Origin of the sequence: Photobacterium angustum, from assembly GCF_003026365.1 — a bacterium.
Taxonomy (GTDB): domain Bacteria; phylum Pseudomonadota; class Gammaproteobacteria; order Enterobacterales; family Vibrionaceae; genus Photobacterium; species Photobacterium angustum.
Window position 1 is genome coordinate 190,016 of sequence record NZ_PYOM01000004.1, and the last position, 18,810, is coordinate 208,825.

Below are 18,810 nucleotides of genomic sequence, written 5' to 3' on the forward strand. Positions count from 1 at the left end.
TCTTTTTTCAAGATAAACCGAGTAATCGAGTGGTACAGAAGAAATAAATCAGTAATCCACTGATATCAACAATGGTCGTGATAGCAGGGCTAGCTACAACAGCAGGATCGAGATCAAAGCGCTTACTGATCAACGGCAGCATCGCACCAATGACAGTAGATGATAAAATTTGAAAAAAAAGAGCTAAACCAATGGCACTACCTAACATTGTTAGCGTTATTCCCGCTGGCAGTTCAATACCTTGAGACAGAAAGAGGACTTTACCGAGCGTTAGAATAGCCAACACACCGCCGATCACAATGGCAATACGGGTCTCTTTCCACAAAACATAAAGCCAATCTCGCAGCTTAATATTTCCCAACGCGAGAGAGCGCACCATCACAGAGGCTGATTGTGTTCCTGAGTTACCACCTGAATCAGCAATCATTGGCATGTAAAGCGCCAATACAGTAATCGCTTCAATGGTATCTTCGTAGCTATGTATGACCATGCCAGATAACAGGCCTAATACGGCAAGACCCACAACCCATACAATACGTTTACTTACATGCTCCATCACAGAGAGGCTCATATAATCACTGGAATGACTATCTTGTTGTATTCCCATTAATCGCTCCAGATCTTCGGTTTGCTCATCGGTAATGATATCAATGGCTGATTTTGCTGATAGCAAACCAACTGGAACTCCCATCCCATTAAGGATGGGAAGCACATCAAAACGACTCTGTTTCAGTAATGCGACAGCATGCTCTTGCGAAGCACTAAAATGACAGCAAATCGCGCTCTGGACGATATCTAACAACGTACTGTGAGGGTGTGCCGTTATGAGTTCATCTAATTTAACTAAACCGACAAAACGACCATGATTATCTGTAATAGCAATACAACCAAACTCAACAGATTGACGACGCAAGGCTTGTCGTGTTTTCTCTACAGTTAACTGTTGTGGAAATACAATCATAGCTGCTGAATTAGTGGCATGAATAACGGGATGCTTTGCTTTCACAAACCATTCAATATCCTGCTTATACTCAAAACCATTAAGAGAAATAAGCATATTAAGTGACTTAGTTGATATTTGCTTAATAAAGCACAGTGTTTGCTGAATATACTCCGCACTAAATAATGCGTTTAAATTAGCAATATTTTTTTCTTCAACCCAGCGTAAAAAAAGAGATATATCAACGGGTGTTGTGCTATTCGCTATATTTATAGATTGTTGATAAGCGAAATTATTTATTGTTTTGGTCATGTTAATGCACCTTTCAATTAAATATAACAATCTCTTGCTTCTAAAAAGCAATAGATAAATACGAAATATCCAGGTGATTACTAACGTGGTAACATACTATTTTCGTTGATAAAAATAGAACATTAAAAAGCGAGAAAGGATAAAGAGGAGGGAAAAAATAATAAAGTCTAATCCAAGTTACTTCAAAAATATCCTCGCAATTGTGTTAGTAATCCACCTCCGACTGTCGTTGTCCATGATGTTCTCCTTTGTTTAAAAACTGGGGGCATAGTAGATAGCTTACTCTTCCTAGTCAACAGCAAGGGTATATAAATTCTCCTATCAGATGTTTCAAGGTATTTCACCCTAGTTTATATAAGGAAAAGAATACAATAATAATTTAGTCTTCATATCTTATGTTTTTCTATATTAAACATACACGCTCAACAAGAGAAAAATAAGCTCGTAGAGGTTCATTCTGCGTTTATTTTCCATTAAGTAAACGAACCCTGAATAACCTCTCATTTTATATATATTTAAAAATGAGCTAACTGGTCAATGTTCCAATTAGCTCATAAGTTAGATGGTTATTGAGAAAAAAGTTCTATCACGTTCTCTTTTTAATACTCATCATCGATATTTAAAAATCGAGTTCGTAATTTAAACTAAATGTTCTGCCTCGACCGGAGAAGTAATAATCGTCACTTGCTCGTATTTGACTGAAGTAATTCACATATTGTTTATTAAAGATATTTTCAACACCAAGGGATACACGCCCCTGCTTACCTAAATCGTACCTTGCCGATAAATCGGTAAGGCCATAGCCATCAAAGTGTTGCGCTTGACCTACTGCATTGTCTTCTTTGGTCGCGTCAAAAAGATAATTATATTGCAGACGACCAGATAACTTGTCATTCACGCGTTGATCAACGGCCAATAAAATACGGTCAGGTGTTAAATTTTTCAGATCCATATCTGAATCTAAATGTCCGTCTTCATTAGTATCAACACGGCCTTCAACATGGGAGTACATTAACTGTAACGCAGTATCATCAAAGAGTTGATAGTGAGAAGATAACTCATAACCAAAGATCTGTGTTTTTTGACGATCAACATCATAGTTATCACCACGTAGAACGAGGTTTGCACCGTTCTTAGCGATTGATAAGTAAGTACTCGCACTTAATTTTAATTTTTCTCCAGTATAGTTTGCACCTATCTCATAGTTATCTGTGACAACAGGTTTAGCTGATGCAAGATCGTTAAAATCAATAGGTTTGTTAACTGCCGGATCATCCCCCCAATTACCACGAAGCACTCGTCCATAATCAGGTAAACCAAACCCTTGGTTAAAAGCTGCAAATAGATTGACTTGATCCGTTAATGAATAAATTGCACCAAGGTTAAATACTGTTTCACTGTAATCATTCGTACCACCGATGACATCATTATAACCATATCCCCAAAGTGTTTTGGCATCTGAAGATTTAACACGCATAGTTTCATAACGTGCCCCCATTGATAAGCGTAAATCTTCAGTGGCAAGAAAGTCTGCTTGTATAAACGGCGCAAGACTTTGGTATTCCATATTAGGAGTTACATTCAGATCTGTATGTACTAACTTCTGAACGGTTTTATCCTGAAGCCCGTCTAAGCCAAACACCCATGAGTCGTCTAAATCTAATAAGTCATAGCGTTCATAAGAAAGTTTAAACCCTGATTTATCAGAAGAGATAATACCCTGATCGTTTTGAACCGTACTTGTCGCCCCCCAATTAGCATCACCAAATACAGCATCATAGTTTTGATAGAAGACTTGAGCGGTTAAAATTCCGTTCGCAAAATCATTGTGCTCATACTTCAAGTTATATAGTGCGACTTCATTCCTCACAGAATCCCCTACTGGATGCCCTTTCTCCACTGTGCCGGGGATGCCTTGATCAAAATCTCCCTTAATCGCAACATAATTATCATTACTGCCAATGTCATAGCGATTAACCGTCATTTCAATCCGCTGATCTAAGTCGTCACCAAAGTTATACCCACCTTTAAAGTAAATATCGCTCGCAGTGCTATCTTGCGTTTCACCTTGGATAGAGTTCATACCAACGGGGTTATTATTACCGTCATAATATAGCCCTTGTCGATCCCAAGAACCTGACAAGTAGAAGTCATAGATATTATCGAACTGGCTTAGCGCGTAATAAACTTTACCACCGGTACCGTCATCATGAAGGTTGGTTGTTACACGCGTGCCGATAGTTTGTTTCCAATGGTCGCCGGGCTTCGCAGACTTAGTCACATAATTAATGATCCCGCCAGTTGCCCCCATACCTTGGGCTGCACTGGCACCTGCAATCACTTCGATCTTCTCAACCATTGATGGATCAATGGTGTAGCTATAGCGATTACCGTTTCGTAAAGGGTTATTTTGAGGAACACCATCAACTAATATCAACGCATTTCGACCTCGTAAGCTTTCGCCTTGATTCGACATTTTTTGACGACTTGGTGTCATGCTTGGCACCATCGTCGCGATGATCGAAGTCAAATCATCAGAGACTGCTTTTTGTTGCTCAATCTCTTTAGCCGTAATCACAGTTACTGCACCCGGGATTTTTTCTGCTTGCTGTTTTATTCTTGAAGCCGTTACAACCATGGTATCGAGTTGTTCAACATCTTGTTCATTTGACGTGTCTGCAAATGCATAGGAAGAAGCATTAAACGTTAATGCTAAAGTGATAGCCGAGAGTGTTTTTGTACTCATTGGAGATACAACCTTAAAAGTTATCCAAAAATCATAGCGGCGCGAATGATAATGCAAATGATTATCACTTAATAGGCTATTATTGCGGTTTAATTTTAAACAACTAAGGGAAGGTAAATCATTAATAAAAGTAAGATTTATAGGCTTTACCTATTGTTTTTCAATAAAAAATTACATTATATTTTTTGTTTCATGTAAGTGATAATTTGTTAAGAAAAATTAAATGGAAACTTAGTTTTTAAAAGTAAAAACTACAAATAGCTATTGGTTCTTCCCAAGCCTTTATAATAAACATAGTCTCCAGTACGACAAAAACCTCACTCCTTTAGAATCAACTTGCAGACAAATTTTCAATCAAACGCTAGAATATTGTTATGTTATAACATAACAATAGGGTTTGTATTTTATGAGTAATTTAACACTAAACCAACTTCCCGTGACCGTGCTGTCGGGCTTCTTGGGGGCGGGAAAAACTACAGTTCTCAGTCATATATTGAATAATCGGCAAGACAAAAAGGTCGCAGTTATAGTGAATGATATGAGTGAGATCAACATAGATGCAGCCATAGTTAAAAATGAGGTCTCGCTTAACAGAAGCGAGGAAAAGCTTATCGAGATGAGTAACGGCTGCATCTGCTGTACATTGCGAGAAGACTTATTAGTTGAAGTGACAAAACTGGCAAAAGATGGACACTTTGACTACCTCGTCATTGAGTCAACAGGTATATCAGAGCCATTGCCCGTAGCAGAAACCTTCACCTTTGCTGATGACAGTGGCATTTCTCTTAATGATGTAGCAAGACTCGATACCATGGTGACCGTGGTCGATTCAATTAACTTCTTACGAGACTATGATGAGGCAAAACAGCTAAGTGATACGAGAGAATCTTTAGGAGAGGATGATGACCGCAGCGTTGCTGATCTCTTAGTTGATCAAGTGGAATTTGCTGATGTGATCTTAATTAGCAAGACAGATCTGACACCGCAGGAAGAGGTAGAAAGGCTAGTAGCCATTCTAAAGACTCTCAATACACACGCCAAGATTATCCCAATCGCCAATGGAAAAGTCGAGCTTGATTATGTGCTTAACACTGAGTCGTTTGACTTCTCTAAAGCCCAACAAGCACCTGGATGGTTGAAGGAGATGCGAGGTGAGCATGTCCCAGAAACTCAAGAATATGGCATTGCTAGCTTTCACTTCACCGCAAGGCGCCCGTTTAACCCGAAAAAATTTTATGATCTTCTGCATAACACTGAAGGCTTTGGCAAACTTATTCGCTCAAAGGGCTACTTCTGGTTAGCCACTAAGCCTGATCTCGTAGGCCAGTGGAGCCAAGCTGGTGGTATCGCTCGATATGGATTAGCTGGAACCTTCTGGAAGGCAGTGCCAAAAGATCGTTGGCCTTCTGATGTGGAATATTTGGACGCTATCTATGAGCACTGGGAAGAACCATTTGGGGACATGAGGCAGGAGCTAGTGTTTATCGGTCAGGGGCTGGATGAAGCTAAATTCAGATCTGCGCTAAATGAATGTCTTTTAACTCAAGAGGAGGTCGAGAAAGGCCGAAGTTACTGGCTTTCTCTAGAAGATCCCTTCCCAAGTTGGGAAGCTAGGTAAAATAAGGGTTGTGATCATTAATCATAAATGTATTTAGGACGTTTAAACCAGCAATACCACTCTTAGACGTTCATAATAGAATCGCCACTATCTTACAAGTTACTATGAGGTAGTGGCGTACATTTTCAATACCTCGAGTGGCACACTCTCAAGGGCACTCTCTTCACAACTTTCTAAAACGACGAGAGGAGCACACCCAGCCAGCCAAGCTTCTTTCCAACGCAATGCGCATAGACACCAGCGATCACCCGGTTTTAACCCTGGGAAGTCAAACTCTGGCCTAGGAGTAGAGAGATCATTACCACAGGCTTCGGTGAAAGTAAGGAAGTCTTCAGTCATGACGGCGCAGATAGTATGTTTACCCATGTCGATGCCAGCGGTTCGACAGTAGCCATCTCTAAAATATCCAGTTTTGGGTTTGCAACTGCAAAGCTCTAATGACTCGCCAAGTACATTGTTTGTGGTGTTCATTATGATTCCTAGTATGAGGTTACTCGACTAAAAGTGTAGTAAAGTTCATATGGTATAAGGCGCTGAAGCCGTGATTATTTTGAACATACGTACGATAGGATAAAGGCTAGTCAAGCCGCTTCTGGTGCCTTAATATTTTCACCGCTACCTAAACGATTATTCAATGGGCGTAATATAGTTTCTTAACGAAAACTGAGTTAAATGAGACACAGTAGTTTGAAACAATAGGCAACAGCACTGAACGCAGTAGAATATAAGCGAGCCCAAATAGCTAGCTCGTTTTTCGATAGAAGTTGTTTAGAGAGAGGACTCTAAAAGACTTGCGCCGAATTAGAACAAATACCTTAAAACAAAAATAGTCTGTTAACCGTCACTTAATTTACTAATGATAAACTGCGCCCTTTCTTTAACTGATACCTTTGGAATTTCGATTAAGTCATAACTAAACTTTTTATATGCATTCACCATTTTATGATATGTTGCGACAGCTTCATTGAAATCTTGTTTTCGCTCAGCATCATTTTCATAAATTTCTTCCCAAGGAGGAAAAATGAAAACTTTACGGTAATAATCTAATTCACGACATTTAGCTAACAAAAGTTCCGAAATAGGTATGCACTCAAGCTTACTGTAACCATACGAGTCAATAATACTTCGGTCGTAAAACTTAATTTCAGTACCACCAAAGTTCTCGTAATTGTTGATTTCTTCAAGAACCATTTCATCTCGGAATGCAACCTTATCTAACCACGGTAATGCACTACCTTGCGATTTTACTTGGGCTTGAATTACTTTACGCCCAACTTCTGGTGCACTTTGGTATCCCATTTGGCATAACAGATCGATAACTGAGGTCTTACCTGAGCCAGGCCCACCTGTAAAAATAACTCGATTACTCAAATCATACTCCATATATAGCTAACACTTTTTATAAGGGGTACATCCGTACTTTATAATCAAACAATTTTGTAATCATTTTTATTTTCATAAAAATCAACACCCTGAAAACCTTCAGACTGAGTTTGCTCGATCTGTACTGAAAAAACTTCGAAGGGGAATACTCAGTCTGTGAAAGTTTTTGGACATATATGAATTATGTTCTTTGTTAAGATAGGAAAATACGGAATAGTTTTTGTTATTACTTTACAGTCAATTTCCTGTGGCTCTTTAGCTGTAAAGTGTAGATATGATCATCATACAGCTGTCCTCGAATTTCATAAGCGTTTTGTTCAATTTTTGATAAATTGAATCCACATTTCTCTAAGACTCTTTCTGATGCAATATTACCTTTGGTAACTACGGCATTATAGCCATTTACTTCATCAATATTCTGTGTCCAAGCTAATAAAGCTTCTAGGGATTCTGTCGCATAGCCTATACCATGGAAACAAGGTAATAGTAGATAACCAATTTCCGCTATACCGTCGGCCAAGTTAAAACCTGTTATTCCAACCTTATTTCCAGATTCTTTTTCTATAATTACTAAACATAGCCAATGTTCTGAATCTGTTGTCCAGTTTGGCAGCCTAGACTCAAAACCAGTTTTAATATCAGTTTCACTCCGCTGGTCAAAACACAAATCAATTATCACGGGATCAGTCTGAAGCTCGTAGTATAAAGACCAATCCTCGCCGGATAGTTGCCTCATGATTAACCGCTTTGTCTCGATATTGATAGCCATAAGGTACCTGCTTCCATATAAGTTTTTTAAAAAATATACTTTTTCTGATTAGAAACTCTAAGTCAACGTCAAAGTCCAACTATCAAGGTATGGGGCACTTCTGATCTGCGAAGTGCCAACTGTAAATGTGAGCACCAAACAACTTTATCATTACGCCAATTAAAAGTCCCCTTAGTTTACTCACGACGAAAAGTAGTCATTTCTCAAAAAATTCCAAATCCGCGCTATTAAAAGCATAGCGCTCCATTCTTTATTCGATTATACTTTCGCTCTGTTTTTAATAGCATAAAAATCAAAATGACTCATTTTAACAATCCAGGAAAATCAGTTCGTGGTTCAGAATCCGGTAATCCAATCATGACATTATTTGATTTACTGGGGCGCCGGTGGGCTATGGGAGTTCTTTGGCAGCTATGTTCAGGTGGTCCATGCACGTTTCGTGAGTTACAGAATCGTTGTGAATCAATTTCTCCTGCCGTTTTAAACTCAAGAATTCGAGATTTAAGACAGGCAAAATTACTCGAGCGCGGAGAATGTGGTTATCAAGTAACGGATTTAGGAAAACAAATCATTACATCACTCTACCCATTAAAAGATCTTTCTGAACAATGGGTTAGTCAACTTCAAAAAATAGAATCGGAATAATAAAAGTTCAACGTGTCTTGTTGCACTTCAACTGAAACTATATCAATACTGTAATTAATACAAAAAATATCTTACACAAGGACTAACTATGTTCATTGTATCTTTAACTTATATTAGTAAAATGTCTGAAGTTGATAAGCACCTCGAGGCTCATATTCAGTACTTGGATAAGTACTACAAGTTAGGTATTTTCCTTGCTTCTGGTAGAAAAGTTCCTCGAAATGGTGGCGTTATACTCGCGAAGGCTGAAAACCTTGATGAGCTAGAAGTAATCTTAAACAATGACCCTTTTAAAATTCACAATCTAGCCAATTACGAAATTACCAAGTTTGTACCAAGTAAGACAGTTCCAAAACTTGCTTTTTTAATTAAATAATCCTTTAGATAAACCTAAATAGAATAAATATCAGCATAATGGATCTACAGCAAACTTATTTGTGTTTATCTTCGAGACAGTATGATCTTCGTTGACTCAGTTTTGTCCTAAAGCGACTTAAACATCCTAACGATCTTTGTATTAGTTTATTTAGGGTAACCGCCTCTAGCAGAATCAAACGCCTGACTATGTGAAACTCACAATGGACATATATGAGCTAGTTAAGATAGCTAGCTCATTGTTGGACAGTAATGAGTTTGGGCCTTCGGCAGCGATCTACACGTCGGATAACTTCTGGTATTACAAAACGACAATCGCACCTCTATGTGAGATGCCGACCATGCAAGCTTTTAGACAAAAGCTGTTACCATGACTTTGAACTCCCACATATTTTAAATGCTAATTTAATGAGAAGTTATTCGGCTGTTGAATCAGTACTAAACCGTTTTCTGAACTCTGTTGGAGTAAGGCCATACTCCCTCATAAAGACCTTCCTAAAAGCGCTAACATCTTGATACCCCACATCATAAGAGATTTCAGAGATTCCTTTTTTAGTTAGTTCAATCAGTTGACATGCATTATGTAATCGCAATTTTTGCAAGTACTGGACTATGGTAGAGTCAACGGCTTTTATAAACCGCCTTTGTAGAGTTCGAGGGCTAACAAAGTAACTCTCTGCTATGTTTTTTACAGAAAAAGGTTTGGCGTAGTGTTCGTCCAAATGACTTTGAACCCTAAGAACCAATTCATCACCGTGGTCAAGTTTTGGTATAAATTGATGGTAAAACCGCTGCTCACGAAAGCCGCTATCAACCACCATTTCTTTTGATAGACTTAGAGCAATTGTGGGTGAAGAGAATAACGAAATTATCTCAAATACCAAATCAAGCCATGCCATACGGCCGCCTGCGGTAATGATGTTACCTTCATTTACAATGATCGCATTGTCGTTGAGTTTTGCTCTGGGAAAAGCCGAGCGAAAAGACTCACCTAGTCGCCAATGTGTCGTACAAAACTTGTTATCCAGAAAACCGCCTCTTGCAAGAATAAATGCACCAACACAAGCTGAAGCTAATATAGCGCCTTGTTGCTGCATTTTTAAAAGATATTGATTTAAAAACGTATTGTGTTGGGTGTAGAAATCGTCGTTGATGCAGGGAGGCAACACCACAACCTTAGCATGTCTTTCAATATCAAGTTGTTCCAACGTATTTATACCCACATCGAATCTAATGGATGCATCAAACTGCTGACAGATTGTGTTCGCAAGCATCATCGTTTCAGCAAAGCCATGTACTGCGGATTGACTGGCTGTCGGGTAATTAATGATCTCTATTTTAACTATTTTCATCTCAAGATCGTTGTCGTATTTGCCTTCTAATGTGTCATTTTAGCCTCTCGTCCTAGAAGTTCAAATTCAACATAATAAACGCATCAAAACGAGACACTCAAAGGAAACATCATGACTAAACAAGCACTAATTGTAATCGACATCCAAAATGACTATTTCGCTGACGGTAAATACCCTCTTTATCAACCTGAAACTACAACTGCAAAAATCCTAGAAGCTATGGCCATTGCAAATGCGAAGAACATCCCGATTATTCATATTCAACATCTAGTATCTCCTGAACTAGGTGAAGGTCTATTTTTCTATGATGAATCAGAAGGCGCTAACATTCATAAAGATATTATGGCAGCAGCACCTAACTCACCAGTTGTTGTTAAGCGTCATGCTGATTGTTTCGAGAAAACCAATTTCGAAGAATTACTTCAGGGCATGGGAGTAAAAGAGATCGTATTAACGGGAATGATGACTCATAACTGTGTTACACATACTGCGCTGTCTCCAGCAGCAGAAAAATACACCCCGAAAGTCATTGAGGAGTGTTGTTGTACAGTTGATTCTATTGCTCATGCATTAGCTGTAAATTCTATGCAAGTTCGTGGTATCCCAATGGTGAGTATTGAAAACGCATTCGCATAAATTACGATAGTTTCACAAGACAATCTGTTCAATATGATGCCACTCATAATCTGATTGGCATTTCTCCGTAACTGCTGGCGACCTTCCTTGTACATTACTGCATGGTTATTCATTAGTTGGTAGAATTAACCTAGTGCCCTGATAACTTTTGAGAGGTTCCGTGTAGTGCCGTTCTGGTATCTGCTATAACTTCCTGTATCGCAAACTCAGCAAAGTAATCTGCTGCTGAGTAATCGCAATAAACGGGAAAAGGGAAGATTTGAGCTAGCCAAGATAGCTTGCTAGTTTTGGATAAAAGTTTATTAGACCTTTTGATCTATTAAGACTGGTTAATTTGAGGAAAAGTAAACAACGCTCAACTCAACTACTGGAGGTCAGGTTTTAGGTGCTGAGTCTTCGCCAGTTCCCTCTATCTCTAATAAGGACTGTTTTCTCTCTATTCCACCCGCGTACCCGGTTAATTTACCATTCTTACCGATCACTCGGTGGCACGGCACAATCACTGATACTGGGTTCTTTCCATTGGCTAAGCCCACTGCTCTAACCGCTTTCGGGTTACCTATCGCCTCAGCTAGTTGAGCATAACTCCATGTATCTCCGTAAGGAATGGTCGTCAATGCTTGCCAAACTGATTGCTGAAACGTGGTGCCTTTAGCTGCGATCGGGACATTAAACTGGATGACCTCGCCCGTAAAATAACGATCGAGCTGCTCTATGACCAACTGGAAAATCGGGAAACTATCTTCCTTTATACCCAATTCCTCTGGCCTCGTAGTGTTTGTTTCAAACCAAACGCCGAGCAAGCCTTGGTCGTTAGCCTGTAAAGTAACGGTACCTAGCGGGCTGTCATAATAAGTAAAACGGTTCGCCATGATTTCTCCTAGTTTTAAATCGCTTGTGTTAAATAAATTGCAGTATTCATCGGCCTGTAAGTTGACCGCCACTTCTGTACAAACAAGTGAACAAATTAAGACTGATTCCAGCAGTGGAAGGTGGCATAGCTTCCCCAAGGTGAAACACTTTCCACATTAATATCAGGGCGATGCTCAATGAACTTCTTCACCACTAAATCCCCCACCAATAAATGGTTCGGTTCACTTAATCCTCGAAGTAGCGCGTATTGGATAGTCCAAGGGCCAATGCCTTTTAGGTCAATCCATTTGGAAGGGTGCTCAGCTTGATTGTCGACCATATATTCAGCAAAACGCTTTAAGGTCTCCTTACGACTTCCCGGTATTCTCAGGAAACTTACATCAGCCTCAGCAATTTGTTTTGGTGTCGGGAAGTAGGTTTTCTTATCCGTATCAGAAAGTTCTCTAACCAATAGATTAAGCTGACCAATCGCTGCGTTGACAGACACTTGCTGTCCGAGGATCGCTCTCACTCCCGCTTCCCAAGCACTCCATACACCAGGAATACGAATACCACTTCTGACCACTAAGTTAGGCTCTATCGTCTTAAAGAAAGCTTCAATTTTAGCAATGTCGACATCGAGGTCGAACATGCGTCGAATATTGGAGATCAAACTTTTCAGCTGATTTATGTCGTCCAACTCAAACTCGATATCCAATCGATTTTTTTTGGCTAAGGTCGCCTTAAACCCCCCCTTCGAACCATTAACCTTCACCGTGCGTTGATAATAGTCTTCGCCTACTTCTTCTATACCCTCAATCATTCTTCGTCGATAGAAATCCAACAAATGGTTCCAGTCGAATGGTCCATGAAAGGCAAGTTGGATACGATTACTCAAATTGTCAGTAGGTTTGGCTCGTCGAATCTGACTGGGTGAGATCTTCAGCTCTTTTTGAAATGCATCGTTGAAACGACGCGTGCTATTAAAGCCACTCGCAAAGCCAACATCCGTAATACTCATACTGCTGGTATGCAGTAAATGCTTAGCAAACATCAACTGGCTGTAAAGGCTATATTGCTTAGGTGACACACCGATGTAGGTGTTGAATAAAGCTCGTAAGTATCGGTCAGATATACCCAAACGCGCAGCGAGATCAGTAATCGAACCTGCGCTCAATGCACCACTATCGATAAGTTGCATAGCTCGAAGAAAGGTGGTTTCAACGCCTTTCCATGCAGGTGAAAAAGGGGCGCTATCTGGCCGACATCGTAAGCAAGGCCGATAGCCTGCTTTTAATGCCTGAACTTGATGAGAAAAGTATTCAACATTCTCTTCTTTAGGTGGTGTTGCTGGGCAGATAGGGCGACAAAAAATCCCGGTCGTTTTTACCGCAGTGAAAAACTTACCATCAAAGCGCGCGTCTCGCGCATATCGAGCCAAATGGCACTGTTCCTTGGTTAACATGCAGTTATTATCGATATTTTCCGACATATTTTGTTCTTTCCATTGGCCATGGTTTTAGCTTCGTTAAGCAAAAGTTTAACGTTAATAACCCCATGCGCTAGCCATTTTCGGATCTGAAGGTTAGATTAATCATAAAAAGGGGTTTATTTTTATCCAATTCGACTCTCTTTAATCTAGATAAACGGCTCTTCCCACAACGCCATCAACAGGTACTTAGCACGCCAAAGATGCAGAGACTACCTATCGAATATAAAAAGGAAAAGGCTGTGGTTCTTCACACGTGTAATATTGTTTTATCAAACCAATAGGTTCTCATCTGTCGAGCAGTCACGTTGAAAATAATAAAGGGGTAAATTTGAGCTAGCCATGGAATCTAGCTCGAATGTGGACAGTAACGTTTTAGCAGATTTTTTCTATTTGGGCCGATAGTTATTAAGAAAATTATGCTAAAGATAAGAAGGTCAGTATCACCCTTTATGATATTCGCAACACATATCCTTATATGTTAATTGTATTTTTCCATAACGAAGTTTCTTAGTTTTTGACCTCGAACTTCCATTTCTTGCGCTTTAACTACTTTAAACCCAAAGCATTCATAAAACGGTCTAGCTGTAATACTTACTTCTGAATACAAACGTTTAAGTTCACGTTCTTCTGCCAAGCTAAGTACATGAGACATTAAAGCTTTACCCACTCCCTGCCCTTGATATTCATGATGGCAAAAGAAATGGTCAATTAACCCGTTTGATTGTAAATCAGTATAACCAACAATGATATTATCTATCTCAGCAACAATTGGTGATAAACCTGACATTCGCTTTTTCCAAATAGAGAAATCAAGACAATCTGGAGCCCATGCTTCTACTTGTTCTTGGGAGTAGTCACGAAGATTAACATTACGAATCGTGTAAAAGTGAATATCCCAAAGTGCTTGAGCATCCGATTCAACGTACTCTCTAATTGTTAACATCGTACTTCCTCCGTAATAAAGTTAACGCCTTGCTAAGGGGTGAATAACGCAATAAAAAAGCCGCCGCATACTACCCTAATGACTAAATTTAACGCATAGTAAAAATGCCACGCGTTGCGAATCACTCCTAAACAGATTGTTAGGTTTGTACGCTGAACTCCATGAGATAGTAGTAGCCCAAGCTGTCAGCGCCCTTTTGGACCTTTATGAAACCATTGGATGAATAGAAACCAATCGCTCTTTCGTTTTCCATCATACACTTTAGACTCAAACTGCTATATAAATACTTAGCCTTTTCTAACAACCGAGTACCTATATTTTTCCCTTGGTGATTATTCGAAATATATAAGTGATGTATAAAATTTTCTGGTTCCCAGATTGAAATAAACCCTAATACCTCACCACCAGAAACAGCGACCAAAACACGTTCACCTTCCGTGTCACGGCTAAAGTCTGAAAGCTGATAGTCACTTATTTCGAGCCAAGTGAATGTGGAAACCCTAGCACTCAAATACAGCTCGCTTACCGCTTCCAAGAAGTCATCACTGTATTCTTTGATTTCCATATATCATCTTCCGAAACCTAACGCTGCGTTTAGGTATTAGTAACGCAATGCCTGAGCCGCCGCATACCGCCTTAAACACCTAATTTAACGCATGGTAAAAATGCCAAGCTTTGTCGAATCAATCTTGAATTGTTTGTTATATTTAAAGCAAAAAATTAAAAGTAAGCAGGTAGTGAGCCATCAAAATCATAAGTGTCCATTGATATATACATGCAATCAGAGCCTTTAATAGTTGTGAAGCCGAGCCTTTGATAGAACTTAGGGGGAATATCACTGTGTAAGAAAATAGCTTTAACATTATGATTAATAAACAACTCTTTCTTTACAGAATTGATTAAATCGAAGGCATAACCTCGTCCACGAAGACTATTCGGTGTTGCAACAGAACCAATTCCAGCGCACCCCTCTTTGAGACCAAATATGTTCTGATACACGATGAGGGACGATAAAATTTGATCATTATCGATGAGTACATACCAAGTTCCAGCTTGATACTTGTTGCTACCACGACACCCAGCGACATATTTCTCATAGGATAAACCATCACCCCAAACATCAAAGCCGATTGCGTAAATAGTATCTAGTTCATGACGCTCTGCCTTTCTTATGAACATTCTTATGTACTTCCTAAATTGATAATGACTTATAGCGCTAGATAGTAATGCTATGACCGGTAGCGAAATACTCCAGGCGATCGCCAAGTGCACCTTTTAAAATTTTATAAGCTTTTATGCCCGTACAATGACCGGTGTAAAGCTTATCTACAGGGAAGTCCAAGATTGCTTCACCAATTTCTTCGATTTGCTTTTTAGTCCCACCAATACTTTTAAACAGTGGTAATCCAACTAAGTGAAAACCACCAACAACTGCTTTGATTTTTATATTTGGGAAATAATTGACGGCAGTATCTATCATATTTAGAACACCACTGTGAGCACAGCCAGTGAATACGATAAGCCCATCATTTTCTTTTACTACAAGTAATAATTCATGGTCAAAACTATCAGGCATACAACAGTCATCTGATTCCGTGAAAAGGTATTTATTACCTTTTGGCTTAGCAAATTTATTACTTATATCAGTGATAATGAAAATATTTGGAGAGATTTCAACCATCTGATTAACAAAGGTTAGTCTATTAACTCCCTTAACTAATAACTGTTTATCTATACCGACATTAGTTTTAAAACCAAATGTTTTGAAAACATAATTTGTTTCTTCACATTCACGAAAATACACCTGAGCTTTCGAATTGCGATCTAAAAAGTGAGTGATTCCATTACAATGGTCATGATGACGATGTGAAATAACGGCGGCGTCTACATTATTAATATCAATATTCAATAAAGTAGCATTGTCACAGAAGGCTTCGCTGCTTCCAGCGTCAAATAATATACTTTTTCCCATTGTACTTGCGTGAATAGAGAGCCCCCTTTCTACCGCAAGATCTGTTCGATTTTTCAATCTTGTATTATCAATTAAAGATGTCAGTATCATAAAGGGGCTACCTATAAATATATATTTGAGTATTTACGCTTAGCGGTCTGTTAAGAATAAGTAACACAATCCCAGCCCCCTTCATAACTAAATTCAATGTATTGTAAAAACACTACGCGTATCCGAATCACTCTTAAACCGTTAGGCTTGTAGTTCCAACAACTGCTCTGCCCCAGAGCTTTTTACGATTTCAAAGCCCAATCTCAAATACAGTTGCTTAGCTGGATTCGTTTCAATCACTCTTAACCCAACTTTAGATTTCGTTGTTTCCGCCTCAGCAATTAGGTCGAGAATTAGCTTACTGCCTATTTTCAAACCTTGAAACTCTGGAGAAATCTGAATTTGAACCAAATACCAATAGTTAAGTTCTTCGGTGTATGTGGCTTTGAACAATCCAATAGCCTTACCATCCAATTCAACGATCTGTGCATGAGAAAACTCAAAGCGTATTCGCTTTTCATATTCTTCAGTACTCGTTGGCATACCTAATTCTTCTAGATACCGCCTCATCGTTTTATCTCGTAATGAAAGCAAGAAAGGAATATCTGCCTCACTCGCCCGTCTAAGGGAAATATCCATGTTTCCTCCACCCTCCTAACAGAGTATTAATAAGTATTCTTACTTTCAGGCAAAAATATACTCATAAATACATTATCGCTATCAAGAGCAGATAGGTATTTAAGTTCAGACGGCCTTTGAACGATTCAATACACTCGAAGTCTAAAAAAATATCTGTAGGTTATGTCTGTCATACCTTTAATTACCTTTGCGACAGAACCGAAATATACGAATGTTTTACTATTTAAATAAAATAACGATAAGGATAGAAAATGAAAACCAAGATAGTATTAATTTGCTCTTTTTTTTTCGCAAGTGTGATGGCTTTTGCAGGAACCATCAATCCATTCACTATAACTTCCAAACATGGACAACAGCATAAAGATTACCAAAGTTATAGCGGTGATGTCGTCATGCAAGTTAATAGCGATACAGTAATTAACTTTGTCGGTGATTCAGCGCAAGACGAACCGAATGGAGTGGTTTACAAAGGGAATGTTGAAGCAAGTTTTCCTGTATCAAACATGAGTAAACAAACAGTTCTTGTGAGAACAGACAAACTAACGGTAATACAAGAGCATGATCATAGTATAAAATTAAAAGCAGATAATCTAACTGTGAAATATATAAACAAACCGACTAAATAAGACTATGTCGATTAATCCTTTTCCTTATAAAAGACTGCTATTTTAGGTTAACACTTATCAATTTCTTAACTAGTAAGTGTTAACCATAAAAGACGTTCATTTAAGAAAAAAGCTATTTTCACGTACACCTTTGTGTAAACCCAATATAGTAATTTCACTTTTTACCAATATAGTAATGTCACATATTGGTAAAGTTGGTGGTGCTTTCCGCCAAGTATATATCTCTTTGCCATATTATTTTCAATAAGCCCAAAAGACTAAGCTGATGAAATAAATAACAAAATTCAATTCTCGCCAGATAGGACGAGGATAAGACAGCTTCCCTTAAAAATAAAAATAGAGAAAAGTTAACTATGAATATCGCTCAACTCCCCACACCTGCTTTGATCGTTGATTTCGACAAAATGAAAAACAATATACACGAGATGCAACAACGTATTGATGCTCTACAGTTAAATCTAAGACCGCACACTAAAGCACATAAAAGCCCTACGATCGCGCAAATGCAGATTGATGCTGGAGCACAAGGAATATGTACTGCGAAACTTGGGGAAGCCGAAGTGATGGCTGCCGGGGGGATTAACGATATTCTAATAACAGCCCCTATAGCCGGAAAAAATAAGATTCAACGTTTAGTCAAACTTTATCAGCAATATCCCGACTATCGCTTTATTCAGGTAATTGATCATAAGCAGCACATCATCGATATCTCACAAGCAGCAACAGATGCGGGAATTTGTATTGAATTAATGATTGAAGTAGAAAGTGGTCAACAACGTTGTGGGGTTGAGATCGGTGATGACTTAATTTCATTAATAGAAACAATTAATTGTTCTGACGGTGTAAGCTATGTTGGATTACAGGCATACAGTGGCCACTTACAGCATATAAAAGGTTATCAAGAGCGAAATACTCAAGCAAGAACAGTCGTTGAAGATCTCTTTAATTACATTAATACCGTATTAACACCTAAAGGGTTAGCACCAGAGATTGTGAGTGGTGGCGGTACGGGCACATATGAAGCCTATCAAGGGCTAGGATTTAGTGAAATTCAAGCAGGCTCATATTTGTTCATGGATACCACTTATCAAGCTATCGGTGATGAAAAGGATCAGTATCAAAATAACCAATTTGATGTCGCTCTAAAAGTATTAAGTACTGTTATTAGCCACCCAACCCCACAGCGAGCGATCATTGATGCAGGTATGAAATGTCTTTCAATTGATCTTGGCATGCCTAAAGTCGAAAGTGACAACATGCTTAGCTACAAAACGGGAGGAGATGAACACGGTATTATTAACCTCATCGATGACCATGAACCACTACAAATAGGACAACAACTCATATTACTTCCAAGTCATTGTGATACAACGCTGAACAACTTCAACACCTTGTATGCCGTAAGAGGAAGTGAAGTCATAGCGCAATTCCCAATTATTGGGCGTGGTCGTTCTGATTAAAACGATATAAAAAAATCAAA

19 protein-coding genes are annotated in these 18,810 nt (G+C 38.8%); 6 read left to right on the plus strand and 13 right to left on the minus strand.

Translation table 11 applies throughout. The features are described 5' to 3' along the window. Positions 1–7: 7 nt before the first annotated feature. Together CTN01_RS05815 and CTN01_RS05820 are read right to left on the minus strand one after the other, a co-directional pair. Positions 8–1,252 carry a magnesium transporter gene (locus tag CTN01_RS05815; protein WP_107342113.1) on the minus strand — a complete coding sequence of 415 codons (1,245 nt, stop codon included), beginning with the start codon at positions 1,250–1,252 and terminating at the stop codon, positions 8–10. Positions 1,253–1,871: 619 nt separating this feature from the next. Further along, on the minus strand, positions 1,872–3,998 hold the full coding sequence (locus CTN01_RS05820; RefSeq protein ID WP_045148565.1) for a TonB-dependent receptor: 2,127 nt from the start codon (positions 3,996–3,998) through the stop codon (positions 1,872–1,874). A 406-nt stretch (positions 3,999–4,404) separates the two neighbouring features. On the opposite strand from CTN01_RS05820, the gene zigA reads away from it, so the two are divergent. Then, a complete protein-coding gene (zigA, locus tag CTN01_RS05825) occupies positions 4,405–5,616 on the plus strand; it encodes a zinc metallochaperone GTPase ZigA (RefSeq protein WP_045148567.1) in 1,212 nt (403 codons plus the stop codon). Between the two features lie 102 nt (positions 5,617–5,718). Here the strand turns inward: zigA and CTN01_RS05830 are convergent, their stop codons facing one another. The 3 genes from CTN01_RS05830 to CTN01_RS05840 form a co-directional block, all read right to left on the minus strand. After that, positions 5,719–6,087, minus strand: a complete 369-nt coding sequence (locus tag CTN01_RS05830) for a DUF2237 family protein (RefSeq protein WP_045148569.1) — start codon at positions 6,085–6,087, stop codon at positions 5,719–5,721. A 363-nt stretch (positions 6,088–6,450) separates the two neighbouring features. Continuing rightward, a complete protein-coding gene (locus CTN01_RS05835) occupies positions 6,451–6,987 on the minus strand; it encodes an AAA family ATPase (protein ID WP_045148605.1) in 537 nt (178 codons plus the stop codon). Positions 6,988–7,225: 238 nt separating this feature from the next. Further along, positions 7,226–7,768, minus strand: a complete 543-nt coding sequence (locus tag CTN01_RS05840; protein ID WP_107342114.1) for a GNAT family N-acetyltransferase — start codon at positions 7,766–7,768, stop codon at positions 7,226–7,228. A gap of 297 nt (positions 7,769–8,065) precedes the next feature. On the opposite strand from CTN01_RS05840, the gene CTN01_RS05845 reads away from it, so the two are divergent. Together CTN01_RS05845 and CTN01_RS05850 are read left to right on the plus strand one after the other, a co-directional pair. Beyond that, positions 8,066–8,413 carry a winged helix-turn-helix transcriptional regulator gene (locus CTN01_RS05845; protein ID WP_045148571.1) on the plus strand — a complete coding sequence of 116 codons (348 nt, stop codon included), beginning with the start codon at positions 8,066–8,068 and terminating at the stop codon, positions 8,411–8,413. A gap of 88 nt (positions 8,414–8,501) precedes the next feature. Then, positions 8,502–8,789 (plus strand): YciI family protein, encoded by a 288-nt coding sequence (locus tag CTN01_RS05850; RefSeq protein ID WP_045148573.1) that lies wholly within the window; start codon positions 8,502–8,504, stop codon positions 8,787–8,789. A gap of 415 nt (positions 8,790–9,204) precedes the next feature. Here CTN01_RS05850 and CTN01_RS05855 read toward each other — a convergent pair whose 3' ends face one another. After that, complete coding sequence (locus tag CTN01_RS05855; protein ID WP_045148575.1) at positions 9,205–10,140, minus strand: GlxA family transcriptional regulator; 936 nt, start codon at positions 10,138–10,140, stop codon at positions 9,205–9,207. A 111-nt stretch (positions 10,141–10,251) separates the two neighbouring features. On the opposite strand from CTN01_RS05855, the gene CTN01_RS05860 reads away from it, so the two are divergent. Then, positions 10,252–10,776: a cysteine hydrolase family protein gene (locus CTN01_RS05860; RefSeq protein ID WP_045148577.1), complete on the plus strand. Its 525-nt coding sequence runs from the start codon at positions 10,252–10,254 to the stop codon at positions 10,774–10,776. Positions 10,777–11,150: 374 nt separating this feature from the next. On the opposite strand, the gene CTN01_RS05865 is transcribed toward CTN01_RS05860, so the two are convergent. The 7 genes from CTN01_RS05865 to CTN01_RS05900 form a co-directional block, all read right to left on the minus strand. Continuing rightward, positions 11,151–11,648 carry a methylated-DNA--[protein]-cysteine S-methyltransferase gene (locus tag CTN01_RS05865; RefSeq protein ID WP_045148579.1) on the minus strand — a complete coding sequence of 166 codons (498 nt, stop codon included), beginning with the start codon at positions 11,646–11,648 and terminating at the stop codon, positions 11,151–11,153. Between the two features lie 95 nt (positions 11,649–11,743). Beyond that, complete coding sequence (locus tag CTN01_RS05870) at positions 11,744–13,120, minus strand: AlkA N-terminal domain-containing protein (protein ID WP_045148580.1); 1,377 nt, start codon at positions 13,118–13,120, stop codon at positions 11,744–11,746. Between the two features lie 478 nt (positions 13,121–13,598). After that, entirely contained in the window at positions 13,599–14,063 is a 465-nt protein-coding gene (locus CTN01_RS05875; protein WP_045148582.1) for a GNAT family N-acetyltransferase, read from the minus strand. 139 nt (positions 14,064–14,202) lie between these two features. Then, the gene (locus CTN01_RS05885; RefSeq protein WP_045148584.1) at positions 14,203–14,628 is read right to left on the minus strand and encodes a GNAT family N-acetyltransferase; all 426 of its coding nucleotides are present in this window, start codon (positions 14,626–14,628) and stop codon (positions 14,203–14,205) included. Positions 14,629–14,783: 155 nt separating this feature from the next. Then, the gene (locus CTN01_RS05890) at positions 14,784–15,242 is read right to left on the minus strand and encodes a GNAT family N-acetyltransferase (protein ID WP_045148586.1); all 459 of its coding nucleotides are present in this window, start codon (positions 15,240–15,242) and stop codon (positions 14,784–14,786) included. Positions 15,243–15,279: 37 nt separating this feature from the next. After that, positions 15,280–16,125: an MBL fold metallo-hydrolase gene (locus CTN01_RS05895; RefSeq protein ID WP_045148588.1), complete on the minus strand. Its 846-nt coding sequence runs from the start codon at positions 16,123–16,125 to the stop codon at positions 15,280–15,282. A 141-nt stretch (positions 16,126–16,266) separates the two neighbouring features. Further along, positions 16,267–16,704 carry a GNAT family N-acetyltransferase gene (locus CTN01_RS05900; RefSeq protein WP_045148590.1) on the minus strand — a complete coding sequence of 146 codons (438 nt, stop codon included), beginning with the start codon at positions 16,702–16,704 and terminating at the stop codon, positions 16,267–16,269. A 251-nt stretch (positions 16,705–16,955) separates the two neighbouring features. On the opposite strand from CTN01_RS05900, the gene CTN01_RS05905 reads away from it, so the two are divergent. Together CTN01_RS05905 and CTN01_RS05910 are read left to right on the plus strand one after the other, a co-directional pair. Beyond that, positions 16,956–17,330: a hypothetical protein gene (locus tag CTN01_RS05905; protein ID WP_107342115.1), complete on the plus strand. Its 375-nt coding sequence runs from the start codon at positions 16,956–16,958 to the stop codon at positions 17,328–17,330. A 353-nt stretch (positions 17,331–17,683) separates the two neighbouring features. Then, positions 17,684–18,790, plus strand: a complete 1,107-nt coding sequence (locus tag CTN01_RS05910; protein ID WP_107342116.1) for a DSD1 family PLP-dependent enzyme — start codon at positions 17,684–17,686, stop codon at positions 18,788–18,790. Positions 18,791–18,810 lie beyond the last annotated feature (20 nt).

Excerpts from the sequence above, each read along its gene's own strand:
- CTN01_RS05900 (WP_045148590.1), bottom strand. The coding sequence starts at position 16,704 with ATGGATATTTCCCTTAGACGGGCGAGTGAGGCAGATATTCCTTTCTTG.
- CTN01_RS05840 (WP_107342114.1), bottom strand. The coding sequence starts at position 7,768 with ATGGCTATCAATATCGAGACAAAGCGGTTAATCATGAGGCAACTATCC.
- CTN01_RS05820 (WP_045148565.1), bottom strand. The coding sequence starts at position 3,998 with ATGAGTACAAAAACACTCTCGGCTATCACTTTAGCATTAACGTTTAAT.
- CTN01_RS05860 (WP_045148577.1), top strand. The coding sequence starts at position 10,252 with ATGACTAAACAAGCACTAATTGTAATCGACATCCAAAATGACTATTTC.
- CTN01_RS05850 (WP_045148573.1), top strand. The coding sequence starts at position 8,502 with ATGTTCATTGTATCTTTAACTTATATTAGTAAAATGTCTGAAGTTGAT.
- CTN01_RS05890 (WP_045148586.1), bottom strand. The coding sequence starts at position 15,242 with ATGTTCATAAGAAAGGCAGAGCGTCATGAACTAGATACTATTTACGCA.
- CTN01_RS05865 (WP_045148579.1), bottom strand. The coding sequence starts at position 11,648 with ATGGCGAACCGTTTTACTTATTATGACAGCCCGCTAGGTACCGTTACT.
- CTN01_RS05875 (WP_045148582.1), bottom strand. The coding sequence starts at position 14,063 with ATGTTAACAATTAGAGAGTACGTTGAATCGGATGCTCAAGCACTTTGG.
- CTN01_RS05905 (WP_107342115.1), top strand. The coding sequence starts at position 16,956 with ATGAAAACCAAGATAGTATTAATTTGCTCTTTTTTTTTCGCAAGTGTG.
- CTN01_RS05855 (WP_045148575.1), bottom strand. The coding sequence starts at position 10,140 with ATGAAAATAGTTAAAATAGAGATCATTAATTACCCGACAGCCAGTCAA.
- CTN01_RS05845 (WP_045148571.1), top strand. The coding sequence starts at position 8,066 with ATGACTCATTTTAACAATCCAGGAAAATCAGTTCGTGGTTCAGAATCC.
- CTN01_RS05870 (WP_045148580.1), bottom strand. The coding sequence starts at position 13,120 with ATGTCGGAAAATATCGATAATAACTGCATGTTAACCAAGGAACAGTGC.
- zigA (WP_045148567.1), top strand. The coding sequence starts at position 4,405 with ATGAGTAATTTAACACTAAACCAACTTCCCGTGACCGTGCTGTCGGGC.
- CTN01_RS05815 (WP_107342113.1), bottom strand. The coding sequence starts at position 1,252 with ATGACCAAAACAATAAATAATTTCGCTTATCAACAATCTATAAATATA.
- CTN01_RS05885 (WP_045148584.1), bottom strand. The coding sequence starts at position 14,628 with ATGGAAATCAAAGAATACAGTGATGACTTCTTGGAAGCGGTAAGCGAG.
- CTN01_RS05895 (WP_045148588.1), bottom strand. The coding sequence starts at position 16,125 with ATGATACTGACATCTTTAATTGATAATACAAGATTGAAAAATCGAACA.
- CTN01_RS05830 (WP_045148569.1), bottom strand. The coding sequence starts at position 6,087 with ATGAACACCACAAACAATGTACTTGGCGAGTCATTAGAGCTTTGCAGT.
- CTN01_RS05910 (WP_107342116.1), top strand. The coding sequence starts at position 17,684 with ATGAATATCGCTCAACTCCCCACACCTGCTTTGATCGTTGATTTCGAC.